Raw genomic sequence first — 17,318 nt, forward strand, 5'->3', positions numbered from 1 at the left:
CGCCCCGATCGCCATGGAAGAAGGTCTGCGCTTCGCCATCCGCGAAGGCGGCCGTACCGTCGGCGCCGGCGTCGTTGCCAAGATCATCGACTGATTTTGAATCAGCGTAGGGGTATAGCTCAATTGGCAGAGCGTCGGTCTCCAAAACCGAAGGTTGGGGGTTCGATTCCCTCTGCCCCTGCCACCTGATCCGGGCAAGTTTTATCGCCCGCTTCCGAGTGGTAACCGAAAGCCCGCCCGAGTCGCAAGATTCCGGTGGGCTGGTGTTTTTTCAAGCGCATAATTCACGAGTGCAAATTCATGGCCACAACTGATGTAGAAACCGTTGGTTCCGGCGCCGACAAAGCCAAGCTCGCCGGCTCTGTTGCTCTGCTGGTGCTTGGCTTCGTGGGCTTCTACCTGCTGTCTGCCCAGGGTGCCCTGGCGCAGTGGGCGGTCCTGCTGGTCGCGCTGGCCGCGGCTGTGGCTGTGTTCGCGGTTTCCGAGCCGGGCAAGCGGTTGCAGGCCTATGGCCGCGATTCCTGGAAAGAAGTCAAGAAGGTGGTCTGGCCGACGCGTCGTGAGGCAACTCAGATGACGGCCTATGTGTTTGCCTTCGTGTTCGTGATGGCCCTGTTCCTGTGGCTGACCGACAAGACACTCGAATGGGTGCTTTACGACCTCGTGCTGGGTTGGAGATAAGAATGAACGAACAAGCTGCCACCATGAATGCCGCTCCCGCAGAGGGTATGCGCTGGTATGTCGTGCACGCCTATTCCGGCATGGAAAAGGCTGCCGAGCGCAACATCCTTGAGCGCGTCCAGCGCGCCGGCATGCAGGACAAGTTTGGTCGCATCCTGGTGCCGACCGAAGAGGTCGTCGAAGTCAAGAACGGCGTCAAGCGCACCACCGAACGCAAGTTCTTCCCTGGCTATGTGCTGGTGGAAATGGTCATGGACGACGAGACCTGGCATCTGGTCAAGAACACCGGCAAGGTGACTGGCTTCGTCGGCGGTGCCAAGAACCGTCCGGCACCGATCTCGGAAGAAGATGTCCAGAAGATCGTCAGCCAGATGCAGGAAGGCTCCGACAAGCCGCGCCACAAGGTCGAGTTCCTCACCGGCGAATATGTGCGCGTCAAGGAAGGTCCGTTCACCGACTTCAACGGCACCGTCGAGGAAGTCAACTACGAGAAGAACAAGGTGCGCGTCTCGGTCACGATCTTCGGTCGTGCGACTCCGGTCGAGCTCGAGTTCAACCAGATCGAAAAGACCTGAGCTGACGTAAAAAATGCTTGACCCCGCAGGTTGGGCGGCATAAAATCTAATGCTTTTCGCCGACGTGCTGCTGTGCGTCGGCGTTTGCACTGGTGGCTTCGTTCCGACGCCAGCTGCAATACTTTCGGAACCTGTCAGCGAGGAGGCCGTTGCCGTGGGGCAAGGGCCGATTGGACTCGCAGGAGCTCAAAATGGCGAAAAAAATCGTCGGCTTCGTCAAGCTGCAAGTCCCAGCTGGCAAGGCCAACCCCTCTCCCCCGATCGGTCCGGCGCTGGGTCAGCGCGGCCTGAACATCATGGAGTTCTGCAAGGCGTTCAACGCCCAGACCCAAGGCGTTGAGCCGGGTCTGCCGCTGCCGGTGGTGATCACCGCCTATGCGGACAAGAGCTTCACCTTCATCATCAAGACCCCGCCGGCGACGACCCTCATCAAGAAGGCCATCAAGCTGGACAAGGGTTCTTCGACTCCGAACAGCGCCAAGGTCGGCAAGATCACCCGCGCTCAGCTGGAAGAGATCGCCAAGACCAAGCTCAAGGACATGAACGCTGCCGACATCGAAGGCGCGATCAAGACCCTGGCTGGTTCTGCCCGTTCGATGGGCGTGATTGTGGAGGGCGTGTGACATGGCCAAACTGACCAAGAAGCAAAAAGCCCAAGAAGGCAAGATCGAATCGACCAAGCTGTACCCCATCGCTGACGCGCTGGCACTGGTCAAGGAATTCGCCAACGCCAAGTTCGACGAGTCGATCGACGTCGCCGTGCAACTGGGCGTTGACGCCAAGAAGTCGGACCAGGTCGTTCGTGGCGCCGTCGTGATGCCCAACGGCACCGGCAAGACCAAGCGCGTCGCCGTGTTCGCCCAGGGTGCCAAGGCTGAAGAAGCCAAGGCCGCTGGTGCCGACATCGTCGGTTTCGACGATCTGGCCGCCGACATCAAGGCTGGCAAGATGGACTTCGACGTCGTGATCGCTTCCCCGGACGCGATGCGCATCGTCGGTACCCTGGGTCAGATCCTGGGCCCGCGCGGTCTGATGCCGAACCCGAAGGTCGGCACCGTGACCCCGGACGTCGCCACCGCTGTCAAGAACGCCAAGGCTGGTCAGGTCCAGTTCCGCGTCGACAAGGCCGGCATCATCCACGGCACCATCGGTCGTCGCTCGTTCGGCGCCGAGCAGCTGCAGGGCAACCTGGCAGCACTGCTGGACGCTCTGAACAAGGCCAAGCCGGCTTCGTCCAAGGGCCAGTACCTGCGCAAGGTCGCTGTCTCGTCCACCATGGGTGTGGGCGTGCGCGTCGAAGTCGCATCCATCGCGGTCTGATCGCGAATTGAAGATTCGGTGTTCCGGCCCAGGCCGGAGCGCCAAACTGGTGGGCTCGGGCGGCGCAAGTCACCCGAGGCCATCCAAGACCGCTGGCGTGGTCGGGCCGCAAGGCCGGGCCACTTAATCAGAGCCAGCGCAGATGGCGATCCCGCCGCAGATGGATAAGTCCTGAAACGGTTGATCGCTGCAAGAAGGTGCATGGAAGGGGTGACCCGACCGTGCTTTTTAAGGAGTAGACCTTGAGTCTGAATCGCAGTGAGAAGCAAGTCGTCATCGATGAGGTGTCGGCACTCGCAGCTAAAGCTCAAACGCTCGTGATGGCGGAATACCGCGGCATCACGGTCGCTGCCCTGACCCAGTTGCGCGTTGCTGCCCGCAGCCAAGGTGTGAGCCTGAGTGTTCTGAAGAACACCCTGGCCCGCCGTGCTGTGGCCGGTACCGGCTTCGAGGCAGGCATCGACCAGATGACCGGTCCGCTGATCTACGGCTTCTCGGAAGACGCAGTTGCCGCCGCCAAGGTGGTGGCTGACTTCGCGAAAACCAACGACAAGATGGTTATTCGCGGTGGTGTCTATGCCGGCAAGTCGCTGGACGCGAACGGCGTTAAGCAACTGGCAAGCATCCCTTCGAAGGAAGTGCTGCTGGCTCAGTTGCTGGGCTTGATGCAATCCCCGATCTCGCGCACCGCACGCGTTCTGGCCGCTCTGGCCGAGCAGCGTGGTGCAGCGCAGCCTGCCGAAGCAGAAGCTCCGGCCGAGGCGCAGCCCGCTTAAGGCGTGCTGGAATCCAACTAGTTTTAGGAAATCAAAATGGCATTCGACAAAGACGCATTTTTGACCGCTCTGGACAGCATGAGCGTCATGGAACTCAACGAACTGGTCAAGGCCATCGAAGAGAAGTTTGGCGTGTCCGCTGCAGCCATGGCTGCTCCGGCCGCTGCTGGCGGCGGCGCTGCTGCTGCTGCTGAAGAGAAGACCGAATTCAACGTCGTTCTGCTCGAAGCTGGCGCCCAGAAGGTTGGCGTCATCAAGGCCGTGCGTGAAATCACCGGCCTGGGTCTGAAGGAAGCCAAGGACCTGGTCGACGGCGCTCCGAAGAACGTCAAGGAAGCGCTGCCGAAGGCTGACGCTGAAGCTGCCGTCAAGAAGCTGATCGAAGCTGGCGCCAAGGCTGAAATCAAGTAATTCATTTGGGGCTTTGCCCCAAATCGGTTACAAAGGCAGGTTGCGAAACCTGCCTTTCGGCGTTGCTCTCGAAAACGCTGAAAAGCGGATTGCCCGGCAGTCCGCTTTCCAGTGTCTTCTGACCCCGACTGCAGAAGACGACTTGGTTCGGGCCTGTGTGCAAGGCACAGGCCGTCCGCCATGGGCTGGTAGAGGCCAGCCGCCAAGACCGGGTGCTAGGCCTGTACTCCTACGCCGCCCACTAGACAGTCGCCGCAGACCTCATGTCCGGAGATCTCATGGCCCCTGCTTCCCAATATTCTTACACCGAACGCAAGCGCATCCGCAAGAGCTTTGGCACTCGCGAAAACGTCTTGGCGATTCCCTATCTGCTGCAAATGCAGAAGGATGCCTACACCGCCTTCCTGCAAGCTGACGTCGCGCCCAAGAAGCGCGCGCCAGAAGGCCTGCAGGCTGCGTTCGAGTCGGCCTTCCCGATCGTCTCGCACAACGGCTATGTCGAGATGAAGTTCGTCGAGTACAACCTGGCCAAGCCGGCGTTCGACGTGCGCGAGTGCCAGACCCGCGGTCTGACCTTTGCCTCGGCCGTGCGCGCTCGCGTGCAGTTGATCATCTATGACCGCGAGTCCTCGACCAGCCAGTCCAAGGTCGTCAAGGAAGTCAAGGAGCAAGAGGTCTACATGGGCGAAGTGCCCCTGATGACCGAGAAGGGCTCCTTCATCATCAACGGCACCGAGCGCGTGATCGTCTCGCAGCTGCATCGTTCGCCGGGCGTGTTCTTCGAGCACGACAAGGGCAAGACGCACAGCTCGGGCAAGCTGCTGTTCAGCGCCCGCATCATTCCCTACCGTGGCTCCTGGCTCGACTTCGAGTTCGACCCCAAGGACCTGCTGTACTTCCGCGTTGACCGCCGCCGCAAGATGCCGGTGTCGATCCTGCTGAAGGCGATCGGCCTGAATCCGGAATCGATCCTGGCGAACTTCTTCGTCAACGATCATTTCCGTCTGATGGACAGCGGCGCGCAGATGGCCTATGTGGCCGATCGCCTCAAGGGCGAGGTCGCGCGCTTCGACATCACCGACAAGTCGGGCCAGGTCGTCGTCGCCAAGGACAAGCGCATCACTGCGCGTCACACCCGCGAGCTCGAGCAGTCGGGCACCACCCATGTCAGCGTGCCCGAAGAGTTCCTGCTCGGCCGCGTCGTGGCCAAGAACATCGTTGACCCCGACACCGGCGAGATCATCGCCAAGGCCAACGAGGAACTGACCGAGACCCTGCTCAAGAAGCTGCGCAGCTCCGGCATCCAGGAACTGGCCTGCATCTACACCAACGAGCTGGACCAGGGCGCCTACATCAGCCAGACCCTGCGCACCGACGAGACCAGCGACGAGTTCGCGGCCCGCGTCGCGATCTACCGCATGATGCGTCCTGGCGAGCCGCCGACCGAAGACGCGGTCCAGGCCCTGTTCCACCGCCTGTTCTACAACCCGGACACCTACGACCTGTCGCGCGTGGGCCGCATGAAGTTCAACGCCCGCATCGGGCGTGACGAGTCGACCGGCGCCATGGTGCTGTCGAACGAGGACATCCTGGCGGTCGTCAAGCTGCTGGTCAACCTGCGCAACGGCAAGGGCGAAGTCGACGACATCGACCACCTGGGCAACCGCCGCGTGCGTTGCGTCGGCGAACTGGCCGAGAACCAGTACCGCACCGGCCTGGCCCGGATCGAGAAGGCGGTCAAGGAGCGTCTGGGTCAGGCTGAGCAAGAGCCGCTGATGCCGCACGACCTGATCAACTCCAAGCCGATTTCCGCGGCCCTGAAGGAGTTCTTCGGTGCGTCGCAGCTGTCGCAGTTCATGGACCAGACCAACCCGCTGGCCGAGATCACCCACAAGCGCCGCGTGTCGGCCCTTGGCCCGGGCGGTCTGACCCGCGAACGCGCCGGCTTCGAGGTGCGCGACGTGCACGTGACCCATTACGGCCGCGTCTGCCCGATCGAAACGCCTGAAGGTCCGAACATCGGCCTGATCAACTCGCTGGCCCTGTATGCGCGCCTGAACGAGTACGGCTTCATCGAGACCCCGTACCGCCGCGTCATCGACGGCAAGGTCACGAGCGAGATCGACTACCTGTCCGCGATCGAAGAGGGCAAGTACGTGATCGCCCAGGCCAACGCGGCGCTCGACGCCAGCGGCCAGCTGGTCGAGGAACTGGTGTCGGCACGTGAGAAGGGCGAATCGATCCTGACTCCGCCCGAGACGGTCCAGTACATGGACGTGTCGCCGGCGCAGATCGTGTCGGTCGCTGCCTCGCTGGTGCCCTTCCTCGAGCACGACGACGCGAACCGCGCGCTGATGGGCGCCAACATGTCGCGCCAGGCCGTGCCGGTGCTGCGTCCGGAAAAGCCGATGGTCGGCACCGGCATCGAGCGCGTCGCCGCGGTCGACTCCGGCACCGTCGTGACCGCGACCCGTGGTGGTGTGGTTGACTATGTCGACGCGACCCGGATCGTGATCCGCGTCCATGACGCCGAGGCTGTCGCTGGCGAAGTCGGCGTCGACATCTACAACCTGATCAAGTATCAGCGTTCGAACCAGAACACCAACATCCATCAGCGTCCGATCGTCAAGGTCGGCGACAAGCTGGCCAAGGGTGACGTGATTGCTGACGGCGCTTCGACCGATCTGGGCGAGATTTCGATCGGCCAGAACATGCTGATCGCCTTCATGCCCTGGAACGGCTACAACTTCGAGGACTCGATCCTGATCTCGGAGCGTGTCGTGGCCGAGGACCGCTACACCTCGATCCACATCGAGGAACTGGTGGTGATGGCGCGCGACACCAAGCTGGGCGCCGAGGAAATCACCCGCGACATCCCGAACCTGGCCGAGCAGCAGCTCAACCGCCTGGACGAGTCGGGCATCATCTACGTCGGCGCTGAAGTGCTGCCGGGCGATGTGCTGGTCGGCAAGGTCACGCCGAAGGGCGAGACCACGCTGACGCCGGAAGAGAAGCTGCTGCGCGCGATCTTCGGCGAGAAGGCTTCCGACGTGAAGGACACCTCGCTGCGCGTGGACCAGGGCTCGCAAGGCACCGTGATCGACGTCCAGGTCTTCACCCGCGAAGGCATCCAGCGCGACAAGCGCGCCCAGCAGATCATCGACGATGAGCTCAAGCGCTTCCGCCTCGACCTGAACGACCAGCTGCGTATCGTCGAGGCCGACGCCTTCGACCGGATCGAGAAGCTGCTGGTCGGCAAGGTCGCCAACGGCGGCCCGAAGAAGCTGGCCAAGGGCGCGACCATCGACAAGGCCTATCTGGCCGATGTCGAGCGCTTCCACTGGTTCGACATCCGCCCGGCTGACGAGGCCGTCGCGGCCCAGCTCGAGTCGATGAAGAACTCGATGGAGCAGACCCGTCACAGCTTCGACCTGGCTTTCGAGGAAAAGCGCAAGAAGCTGACCCAGGGCGACGAGCTGCCCGCTGGCGTGCTGAAGATGGTCAAGGTCTACCTGGCCGTCAAGCGCCGCCTGCAACCGGGCGACAAGATGGCCGGCCGTCACGGCAACAAGGGTGTGGTCTCCAAGATCACCCCGGTCGAGGACATGCCGCACCTGGCCGACGGTACCCCGGTCGACATCGTGCTGAACCCGCTGGGCGTGCCGTCGCGCATGAACATCGGTCAGGTGCTCGAGGTCCACCTGGGCTGGGCCGGCAAGGGTCTGGGCCAGCGCATCGGCGACATGCTGCAGCGCGAGGCCGCGACCACCGAGCTGCGTGGCTTCATGGAGCAGATCTACAACGGCACCGGCCGCAAGGAAGACCTGGCCGCGCTGAGCGACGGCGAGATCCGTTCCATGGCGCAGGAGCTGACCAGCGGCGTGCCGTTTGCCTCGCCGGTGTTCGATGGTGCCTCCGAGAAGGAGATCATGGACATGCTGCAGCTGGCCTACCCGGACGACATCGCCAAGGCCAAGGGCCTGACCGCGACCCGTACCCAGGCCCAGCTGTATGACGGCCGCACCGGCGACGCTTTCGAGCGCGTCACGACCGTCGGCTACATGCACTACCTGAAGCTGCACCACCTGGTCGACGACAAGATGCACGCGCGTTCGACCGGCCCGTACTCGCTCGTCACGCAGCAGCCGCTGGGTGGTAAGGCGCAGTTCGGTGGCCAGCGCTTCGGTGAGATGGAAGTCTGGGCGCTGGAAGCCTACGGTGCCTCCTACATCCTGCAGGAAATGCTGACCGTCAAGTCCGACGACGTGCAGGGCCGCACCAAGGTGTACGAGTCCATCGTCAAGGGCGAGCACGCGATCGATGCCGGCATGCCGGAATCGTTCAACGTGCTGGTCAAGGAAATCCGTTCGCTCGGTATCGACATCGAGCTGGACCGTTCCTGATCACCAAGGAAGCTGGCGGGACAGGGCAGCCAGGCACAGCCAGCCGCTCTGTCCCCAAAGAATTTAAGGAAAAATTCACATGAAATCCTTGCTCGACCTGTTCAAGCAGTTCACGCCCGACGAGCATTTCGATGCGATCCGCATCGGTCTGGCTTCGCCGGAAAAGATCCGTTCCTGGTCCTTCGGTGAAGTCAAGAAGCCCGAGACCATCAACTACCGCACCTTCAAGCCTGAGCGTGACGGCCTGTTCTGCGCCAAGATCTTCGGCCCCATCAAGGACTACGAGTGCCTGTGCGGCAAGTACAAGCGCCTCAAGCATCGCGGCGTGATCTGCGAGAAGTGCGGCGTCGAAGTCACCCAGACCAAGGTGCGCCGCGAGCGCATGGGCCACATCGATCTGGCCGCGCCTTGCGCCCATATCTGGTTCCTGAAGTCGCTGCCGAGCCGTCTGGGCATGGTGCTCGACATGACGCTGCGCGACATCGAACGCGTGCTGTATTTCGAAGCCTATGTGGTGGTCGACCCGGGCATGACCCCGCTGAAGAAGTTCAGCATCATGACCGAGGACGACTATGACGCCAAGGTCAAGGAATACGGTGACGAGTTCGTCGCCAAGATGGGTGCCGAGGGCATCAAGGACCTGCTGGAGTCGATCGACATCGAGTCCGAGATCGAGCGCCTGCGCAACGATCTGACCGGCTCCGAGCTCAAGGTCAAGAAGAACGCCAAGCGCCTGAAGGTGCTCGAAGCGTTCAAGAAGTCCGGCATCAAGCCCGAGTGGATGGTGCTCGAAGTGCTGCCGGTGCTGCCGCCGGACCTGCGTCCGCTCGTTCCGCTGGACGGCGGCCGCTTCGCGACCTCCGACTTGAACGACCTGTACCGCCGCGTCATCAACCGCAACAGCCGTCTCAAGCGCCTGCTCGAGCTGAAGGCACCGGAAATCATTGCGCGCAACGAAAAGCGCATGCTGCAGGAAGCCGTCGACTCGCTGCTCGACAACGGCCGCCGCGGCAAGGCCATGACCGGCGCCAACAAGCGTGCGCTGAAGTCGCTGGCTGACATGATCAAGGGTAAATCCGGTCGTTTCCGTCAGAACTTGCTCGGCAAGCGGGTGGACTACTCGGGTCGTTCGGTCATCACCGTGGGCCCGACCTTGAAGCTGCACCAGTGCGGCCTGCCCAAGCTGATGGCGCTCGAGCTGTTCAAGCCCTTCATCTTCGCCCGTCTCGAGAACATGGGCATCGCGACCACCATCAAGGCCGCGAAGAAGGAAGTCGAAGCCGGCACGCCGGTGGTGTGGGACATCCTCGAGGATGTGATTCGCGAACACCCGGTGCTGCTGAACCGTGCGCCGACGCTGCACCGCCTGGGCATCCAGGCCTTCGAGCCGATCCTGATCGAAGGCAAGGCGATCCAGCTGCACCCGCTCGTCTGCTCGGCCTTCAACGCCGACTTCGACGGTGACCAGATGGCCGTCCACGTCCCGCTGTCGGTGGAAGCGCAGATCGAAGCCCGCACCCTGATGCTGTCTTCGAACAACGTGCTGTTCCCGGCTTCGGGCGAACCGTCGATCGTGCCGTCGCAAGACGTGGTGCTGGGTCTGTACTACACGACCCGTGAGCGCATCAACGGCAAGGGCGAAGGCATGTACTTCACCGACGTCGCCGAGATCCAGCGCGCGCTCGACGCCGGCGTGGTCGAGCTGACGGCCCGCATCAGCGTGCGTCTGGTCGAGTGGGTCAAGGACAAGGACACTGGCGAATTCGTGCCGGAGACCAAGCTGGTCGACACCACCGCTGGCCGTGCCCTGCTGTCCGAAATCCTGCCCAAGGGCCTGGCGTTCGAGAACATCAACAAGGCCTTGAAGAAGAAGGAAATCAGCAAGCTGATCAACACCTCCTTCCGCAAGTGCGGCCTGAAGGACACCGTTGTCTTCGCCGACAAGCTGCTGCAGAACGGTTTCCGCCTGGCGACCCGCGCCGGCATCTCGATCGCGATCGACGACATGCTGGTGCCGGCCGAGAAGCCCGGCATCATCGCGCGCGCCGAAGCCGAGGTGAAGGAAATCGCCCAGCAGTACTCCTCGGGTCTGGTGACCTCGGGCGAGCGCTACAACAAGGTGGTGGACATCTGGGGCAAGGCTGGTGACGACATCTCCAAGGTCATGATGGACAACCTGCGCAAGCAGAAGACCATCGACCGCGCCGGCAATGAAGTCGACCAGGAATCGTTCAACTCGATCTACATGATGGCCGACTCGGGCGCGCGGGGTTCCGCCGCCCAGATCCGTCAGCTCTCCGGCATGCGCGGCCTGATGGCCAAGCCGGATGGCTCGATCATCGAGACCCCGATCACGGCGAACTTCCGTGAAGGTCTGAACGTGCTGCAGTACTTCATTTCGACCCACGGCGCACGTAAGGGCCTGGCCGATACCGCGCTCAAGACCGCGAACTCGGGTTACCTGACCCGTCGTCTGGTCGACGTGACGCAGGATCTGGTCGTGATCGAGAACGATTGCGGCACCGTCAATGGCACGCTGATGCGCGCCATCGTCGAGGGCGGCGAAGTGATCGAGTCGCTGCGCGAGCGTATCCTGGGCCGCACCACGGCCGAGGAAGTGCTGAACCCGGAGAACCAGCAGCTGCTGTTCCCGGCCGGCCAGATGCTGGACGAGGACGCGATCGACCTGATCGAGGCCACCGGTGTCGACGAGGTGCGCGTGCGCACCGCGCTGACCTGTGAAACCCGTTTCGGCCTGTGCGCGCGCTGCTATGGCCGCGACCTGGGTCGTGGCGGCCTGGTCAACGTCGGCGAAGCGGTCGGTGTGATCGCCGCGCAGTCGATCGGCGAGCCGGGCACCCAGCTGACCATGCGTACCTTCCACATCGGTGGTGCGGCGTCGCGTGCAGCGGTCGCTTCGAGCGTCGAGGCCAAGTCGAGCGGCAACATCGCGTTCAACGCGACGATGCGCTACGTGACCAACACCAAGGGCGAGCTGGTGGTGATTTCGCGTTCGGGCGAAATCGTGATCCAGGACGACCTGGGCCGCGAGCGTGAGCGTCACAAGGTGCCGTACGGCGCCATCCTGACGATCAAGGCCGACCAGGCTATCAAGGCCGGCACCATCCTGGCCAACTGGGACCCGCTGACCCGACCCATCATCACGGAATTCGCCGGTGTGGCGAAGTTCGAGAACGTGGAAGAGGGCCTGACGGTGGCCAAGCAGGTCGACGACGTGACGGGCCTGAGCACCCTGGTGGTGATCGATCCGAAGCGTCGCGGCTCGGCCAAGGTCGTGCGTCCGCAGGTCAAGCTGATCGATGCCAATGGCCATGAGGTCAAGATCCCCGGCACCGACCACTCGGTGACGATCGGCTTCCAGGTCGGCGCGCTGATCCAGGTCCGTGACGGCCAGGACGTGGGCCCCGGCGAGGTGCTGGCGCGTATTCCGGTCGAAGGCCAGAAGACCCGCGACATCACCGGCGGTCTGCCGCGCGTGGCCGAGCTGTTCGAAGCCCGCAGCCCGAAGGACAAGGGCATGCTGGCCGAGATCACCGGTACCGTGTCGTTCGGCAAGGAAACCAAGGGCAAGGTCCGCCTGCAGATCACCGATCCGGAAGGCAAGATCTGGGACGAGCTGATCCCGAAGGAAAAGAACATCCTGGTGCACGAAGGCCAGGTGGTCAACAAGGGCGAAAGCATCGTCGACGGTCCGGCCGATCCGCAGGACATCCTGCGCCTGCTGGGCATCGAGGAACTGTCGCGCTACATCGTTGACGAAGTCCAGGACGTCTACCGACTCCAGGGCGTGAAGATCAACGACAAGCACATCGAAGTGATCGTGCGCCAGATGCTGCGTCGGGTCGTGGTGGACAACACCGGTGACTCGAGCTACATCGCGGGCGAGCAGATCGAGCGCTCCGAGATCCTCAACACCAACGACGCGCTGCGCGCCGAAGGCAAGACCCCGGCGACCTACAGCAACGTGCTGCTCGGTATCACCAAGGCCTCGCTGTCGACCGACTCGTTCATCTCGGCGGCTTCCTTCCAGGAAACCACCCGCGTGCTGACCGAAGCGGCCATCATGGGCAAGCGCGACGAGCTGCGTGGCCTGAAGGAAAACGTGATCGTGGGTCGTCTGATCCCGGCCGGTACCGGCATGGCCTTCCACGATGCCCGTCGTGCCAAGGAGCAGATGGACGACGAAGAGCGCCGTTCGATCGCCGAGGCCGATGCCGCTGCACTGGCGAACGACCAGTCCGAAGCCAGCGACGCCGCGGCCGAGTGAGGCGCTGAGCGTTGATGGGGCAGGGCGCCAGTCCTGTCCTGCCAAGCTGCAAAACCCCGGCCGGCACCCGCCCGCCGGGGTTTTTTCATGATCAACAAGGAGTTCCCATGATTCAACGTTTCGATGTCGGCGCCCGTCTGTCCGAGATGGCGGTTCACAACGGTGTTGCCTACCTGGCCGGCCAGGTGCCGGAAGATGCCAGCCAGGACATCCGGGGCCAGACCGCCCAGGTGCTGGCGGCGATCGATGCGCTGCTGGCGCGCGCCGGCAGCGACAAGAGCCGGATCCTGATGGCGCAGATCTATCTGGCCGATCTGGCCGATTTCGCCAGCATGAACCAGGCCTGGGATGCCTGGGTGGCTGCCGGCCATGCGCCGCCGCGCGCGACCGTGCAGGCCGCGCTGGCCAAGCCGGACTGGAAGATCGAGGTCGTTGTCACGGCCGCCTGCTGACGCGGCTGGTCAGGTCGGCCTGGCCCTGGGCGCTGGCCGCCTTGGCGCTCAGCCCAGGTTCAGGTGGGTCGAGTGCTTGACCTCTTCCATCACCGCGTAGGTGCGGGTCTCGCGCACGCCGGGCAGCTGCCACAGCACCGAGCCGGCAAAGGCGCGGTAGGCGTTCATGTCGGCGCTGCGGGTCTTGAGCAGGTAGTCGAAGCCACCCGCGACCATGTGGCATTCCATGATCTCGGGCCGCACCTGCACCGCCGCCTTGAACTGGTCGAACACATTGGGCGTGGTGCGGTCGAGCAGCACCTCGACGAAGACCAGCAGGCCGGCGCCGAGCTTGAGCGGATTGAGCCTGGCCTCGTAGCCCAGGATATAGCCTTCGCGCGTCAGGCGCTGTACCCTGGCCAGCACGGCGGCCGGCGACAGCAGGACCTGCTCGGCCAGCTTGAGGTTGCTGAGGCGGCCGTCATCTTGCAGGATCTTCAGGATGCGCAGGTCGATGCGGTCGAGTTCGGCATGGGAGGGCGTCATGCGCCGAATTTTATTCGGTCATCTGGGTCAAATACGATGATTAATTTTTCGGCTGCTTCGGCATGATCGCGTCATTCACGCATTTCCGAGACGCCGACCATGAGCCCAGCCTTCACCTCCTTCGTCGATGGCCCCCTGCAGCGCGAGCCGCTGCGTGCCGCCATCACCGCCGCCTACCGCCAGCCCGAGCCCGAGGCAGTGGCCGACCTGCTGACCCAGGCCCGGTTGCCCAAGACGCAGGCCGATGCCGCACAGGCACTGGCCCAGCGCATCGCGCGCCAGTTGCGCGAGCGCAAGAGCGAAGGCGGCCGTGCCGGCATCGTCCAGGGATTGCTGCAGGAATATGCGCTGTCCTCGCAGGAGGGGGTGGCGCTGATGTGCCTGGCCGAGGCGCTGCTGCGCATCCCCGATGCCGCCACCCGCGACGCGCTGATCCGCGACAAGATCTCGCACGGTGACTGGACGCCGCATCTGGGGCAAAGCCCCTCGCTGTTCGTCAACGCCGCTTCCTGGGGCTTGCTGATCACCGGCAAGCTGGTCAGCACCCACAGCGAGCGCGGTCTGGGCAGCACCCTGGGCGGATTGATCCGCAAGGGCGGCGAGCCGCTGATCCGCAAGGGCGTCGACATGGCGATGCGCATGATGGGCCAGCAGTTCGTGACCGGCGAGACCATCGGGCTGGCACTCGAGCACGCCCGCGACCTGGAAGCGCAGGGTTTCCGCTATTCCTACGACATGCTGGGCGAGGCCGCGCTGACGGCTGAGGACGCCGAGCGCTACCTGGCGTCCTACGAGGCCGCCATCCATGCGATCGGCCAGGCCGCGGCCGGCAAGGGGATCTACGACGGCGCCGGCATCTCGATCAAGCTGTCGGCTCTGCACCCGCGCTACAGCCGCGCGCAATACCGCCGCGTCATGGCCGAGCTCTATCCGGTGCTGCTCAAGCTGACCCTGCTGGCCCGACAGTACGACATCGGCCTCAACATCGATGCCGAGGAGACCGACCGGCTCGAACTCTCGCTCGACCTGCTCGAACAACTGTGCTTTGCGCCCGAGCTCAAGGGCTTCAACGGCATCGGCTTCGTGATCCAGGCCTACCAGAAGCGCTGCCCCCATGTGATCGATTACTGCATCGACCTGGCGCGCCGCAGCGGCCACCGCCTGATGATCCGCCTGGTCAAGGGCGCCTACTGGGACAGCGAGATCAAGCGCGCCCAGCTCGACGGCCAGGATGGCTATCCGGTCTACACCCGCAAGGCCTATACCGATGTCTCCTATCTGGCCTGCGCCAGCAAGCTGCTGGCGGCGCCCGAGGCGGTCTATCCGCAGTTCGCGACCCACAACGCGCACAGCCTGGCCGCCATCTACCAGATGGCCGGTCCCGATAGCTACACCCCGACCCAGTACGAGTTCCAGTGTCTGCACGGCATGGGCGAGCCGCTCTACGAGCAGGTGGTCGGCAAGACCAGCGACGGCAAGCTCGGCCGGCCCTGCCGCATCTACGCGCCGGTCGGCACCCACGAGACGCTGCTGGCCTACCTGGTGCGCCGCCTGCTCGAGAACGGCGCCAACACCTCGTTCGTGAACCGGATCGCCGACCCCAGCATCGCGATCGAGACCCTGGTCGAGGACCCGGTCGCAACCGTCGAGCGCTGGGCCGCCGATGAAGGCGCTGTCGGCCTGCCGCATCCGGGCATCCCGCTGCCGCAAGCACTGTATGGCGCGCAGCGTGTCAACTCCGCCGGCCTGGACCTCTCTAACGAGACCACGCTGGCTGCACTGAGCGATGCGGTGCGCCGTACCTGCCAGCAGTCCTGGGACGTGACGCCGCTGCTGGCGTTCGATGGCGCCGACAAGCTGCCGGCCGAGCTGGTGCTGAACCCGGCCAATCATGCTGATCGGGTCGGCAGCGTGCGCTCGGCGACCCCCGCTGAGGTCGAGGCAGCTATCGGCCACGCGCAGGCCTGCTTCCCGGACTGGGCCGCGACCGCTGCGGTCGATCGCGCCGCCTTGCTCGATCGTGCCGCCGACCTGATGCAGGGCGAGCTCCAGACCCTGATCGGACTGCTGATCCGCGAGGCCGGCAAGACCGCTGCCAACGCGATCGCCGAGGTGCGCGAGGCGATCGACTTCCTGCGCTACTACGCGGCCCAGGTGCGCGCCGATTTCCACCACGACACGCATCTGCCGCTGGGCCCGGTAGTCTGCATCAGCCCCTGGAACTTCCCGCTTGCCATCTTCACCGGCCAGGTCGCTGCCGCGCTGGCTGCCGGCAACACCGTGCTGGCCAAGCCGGCCGAGCAGACCCCGATCGTCGCCCACTACGCCGTCGAGCTGTTGTGGCAGGCCGGCGTGCCGCGCGCCGCGGTTCAGCTGGTGCCGGGTTCCGGCTCGAGCGTCGGCGCGCAGCTGGTGGCCGATGCCCGGGTCCAGGGCGTGATGTTCACCGGCTCGACCGAGGTGGCACGCCTGCTGCAGGCCACCCTGGCACAGCGGCTCAGCCCGACCGGCAAGCCGGTGCCGCTGATCGCCGAGACCGGTGGCCAGAACTGCATGATCGTCGATTCCTCGGCCCTGACCGAGCAGGTCGTCAACGACGTGGTGTCGTCGGCCTTCGACAGCGCCGGCCAGCGCTGCTCGGCGCTGCGCGTGCTGTGCCTGCAGGAGGAGATCGCCGACCGCGTGATCGAGATGCTCAAGGGCGCGATGGCCGAGCAGCAGCTGGGATCACCCGACGCGCTTCAGGTCGACATCGGCCCGGTGATCGACGCCGAGGCGCGCGACGGCATCGCGCGCCACATCGACGCCATGCGTGCCAACGGCCGTCCGGTGTTCCAGCAGGCCCGCCAGGCCGCAGGCGCGACCGCCCAGGGCAGCTTCATCGTGCCGACGCTGATCGAGCTCGAGCGCATCGGCGAGCTCAAGCGCGAGATCTTCGGCCCGGTGCTGCATGTGTTGCGCTACCAGCGCCGCGAGCTCGGTGCCTTGATCGAGCAGATCAACGCGACCGGCTATGGCCTGACCTTCGGTATCCACACCCGGATCGACGAGACCATCGCGCGCGTGACCGAATCGGTCCATGCCGGCAACCTGTACGTGAACCGCAACCTGGTCGGTGCCGTGGTCGGTGTCCAGCCCTTCGGTGGCGAAGGCCTGTCGGGCACCGGCCCCAAGGCCGGCGGTCCGCTCTACCTGTACCGGTTGCTGGCGCAGCATCCGGCCGACGCGATGGCGCGCGGCGTGGACTTCTCGGGCGGCGCCGAGCGGCCTGCGGTCAGGCCGGCATTGCAGGCCTTGTACCAGTGGGCGCAGACCGGTCGTCGCAGCGCACTGGTTGCCGCCTGCGACCGCTTCGCGCTGCAGTCGCGTAGCGGTGTCACGGTCCTGCTGGCCGGCCCGACCGGCGAGCGCAACAGCTATCAGCTGCTGGCGCGCGAGGCGACGCTGAGCCTGGCCCGCCAGGAATCCGACCGCCTGTTGCAGCTGGCTGCCACGCTGGCGGTCGGTAGCCGGGCAGTCTGGCCGGCCGCTGCGGCCCCGCTGCGCGAAAGCCTGCCGCCGCTCGTGCGCGAGCAGATCGCGTTGGCCGAGGACTGGCAGTCGCCGCTGGTGCATTTCGATGCGGTGCTGCACCATGGTGATGCCGCCGAGCTGCGCGAGGTCTGTGCCGTCCTGGCCCGACGTCCGGGCGCCATCGTCGGCATCCAGAGCCTGGCCGATGGCGAGTCCGAGCTGGTGCTGGAGCGGCTGGTGATCGAGCGCTCGGTCAGCGTCAACACCGCAGCGGCCGGCGGCAATGCCAGTCTGATGACGCTGGCCTGAACGCAGCGCCTGGTCCGGCCGGCTGTCCTTGACAGGCCGGCGGTGGTACAGTGCGCTCGACCGCA

The 17,318-nt window shown here is 64.5% G+C and carries 12 protein-coding genes and 1 tRNA gene; 12 read left to right on the forward strand and 1 reads right to left on the reverse strand.

Features of this window, described 5'->3' with window-relative positions; all coding sequences use genetic code 11:
• The 11 genes from C6P61_RS00650 to C6P61_RS00700 all read left to right on the forward strand — a co-directional run.
• Positions 1 to 94, forward strand: a 94-nt coding sequence (locus C6P61_RS00650) for an EF-Tu C-terminal domain-related protein (protein WP_483403485.1), incomplete at its 5' end; no start/stop codon positions are given.
• Positions 95 to 108: 14 nt separating this feature from the next.
• Positions 109 to 184: transfer RNA gene (locus C6P61_RS00655), tRNA-Trp, on the forward strand.
• A 116-nt stretch (positions 185 to 300) separates the two neighbouring features.
• Complete coding sequence (gene secE, locus C6P61_RS00660; RefSeq protein WP_105727996.1) at positions 301 to 681, forward strand: preprotein translocase subunit SecE; 381 nt, start codon at positions 301 to 303, stop codon at positions 679 to 681.
• 2 nt (positions 682 to 683) lie between these two features.
• Positions 684 to 1,256, forward strand: coding sequence for a transcription termination/antitermination protein NusG (gene nusG, locus C6P61_RS00665; protein WP_105727997.1), 573 nt, complete (start codon positions 684 to 686; stop codon positions 1,254 to 1,256).
• Positions 1,257 to 1,447: 191 nt separating this feature from the next.
• Positions 1,448 to 1,879 (forward strand): 50S ribosomal protein L11, encoded by a 432-nt coding sequence (gene rplK / locus C6P61_RS00670; RefSeq protein WP_105727998.1) that lies wholly within the window; start codon positions 1,448 to 1,450, stop codon positions 1,877 to 1,879.
• A gap of 1 nt (position 1,880) precedes the next feature.
• The gene (gene rplA / locus C6P61_RS00675; RefSeq protein WP_105727999.1) at positions 1,881 to 2,576 is read left to right on the forward strand and encodes a 50S ribosomal protein L1; all 696 of its coding nucleotides are present in this window, start codon (positions 1,881 to 1,883) and stop codon (positions 2,574 to 2,576) included.
• Between the two features lie 242 nt (positions 2,577 to 2,818).
• Positions 2,819 to 3,352, forward strand: a complete 534-nt coding sequence (rplJ, locus tag C6P61_RS00680; RefSeq protein ID WP_105728000.1) for a 50S ribosomal protein L10 — start codon at positions 2,819 to 2,821, stop codon at positions 3,350 to 3,352.
• Between the two features lie 36 nt (positions 3,353 to 3,388).
• Entirely contained in the window at positions 3,389 to 3,763 is a 375-nt protein-coding gene (rplL, locus tag C6P61_RS00685) for a 50S ribosomal protein L7/L12 (RefSeq protein WP_105728001.1), read from the forward strand.
• A 278-nt stretch (positions 3,764 to 4,041) separates the two neighbouring features.
• A complete protein-coding gene (gene rpoB / locus C6P61_RS00690; protein WP_105728002.1) occupies positions 4,042 to 8,166 on the forward strand; it encodes a DNA-directed RNA polymerase subunit beta in 4,125 nt (1,374 codons plus the stop codon).
• Positions 8,167 to 8,245: 79 nt separating this feature from the next.
• Entirely contained in the window at positions 8,246 to 12,454 is a 4,209-nt protein-coding gene (gene rpoC, locus C6P61_RS00695) for a DNA-directed RNA polymerase subunit beta' (protein ID WP_105728003.1), read from the forward strand.
• A gap of 107 nt (positions 12,455 to 12,561) precedes the next feature.
• Complete coding sequence (locus tag C6P61_RS00700; protein ID WP_105728004.1) at positions 12,562 to 12,906, forward strand: RidA family protein; 345 nt, start codon at positions 12,562 to 12,564, stop codon at positions 12,904 to 12,906.
• 48 nt (positions 12,907 to 12,954) lie between these two features.
• Here C6P61_RS00700 and C6P61_RS00705 read toward each other — a convergent pair whose 3' ends face one another.
• Complete coding sequence (locus C6P61_RS00705; RefSeq protein ID WP_105728005.1) at positions 12,955 to 13,431, reverse strand: Lrp/AsnC ligand binding domain-containing protein; 477 nt, start codon at positions 13,429 to 13,431, stop codon at positions 12,955 to 12,957.
• Between the two features lie 99 nt (positions 13,432 to 13,530).
• Between C6P61_RS00705 and putA the strand changes: the two genes are divergently transcribed.
• Positions 13,531 to 17,253 (forward strand): trifunctional transcriptional regulator/proline dehydrogenase/L-glutamate gamma-semialdehyde dehydrogenase, encoded by a 3,723-nt coding sequence (gene putA / locus C6P61_RS00710; protein WP_105728006.1) that lies wholly within the window; start codon positions 13,531 to 13,533, stop codon positions 17,251 to 17,253.
• Positions 17,254 to 17,318 lie beyond the last annotated feature (65 nt).

The organism is Malikia spinosa (genome assembly GCF_002980625.1).
In the GTDB taxonomy this organism is placed as follows: Bacteria; Pseudomonadota; Gammaproteobacteria; order Burkholderiales; family Burkholderiaceae_C; genus Malikia; species Malikia spinosa.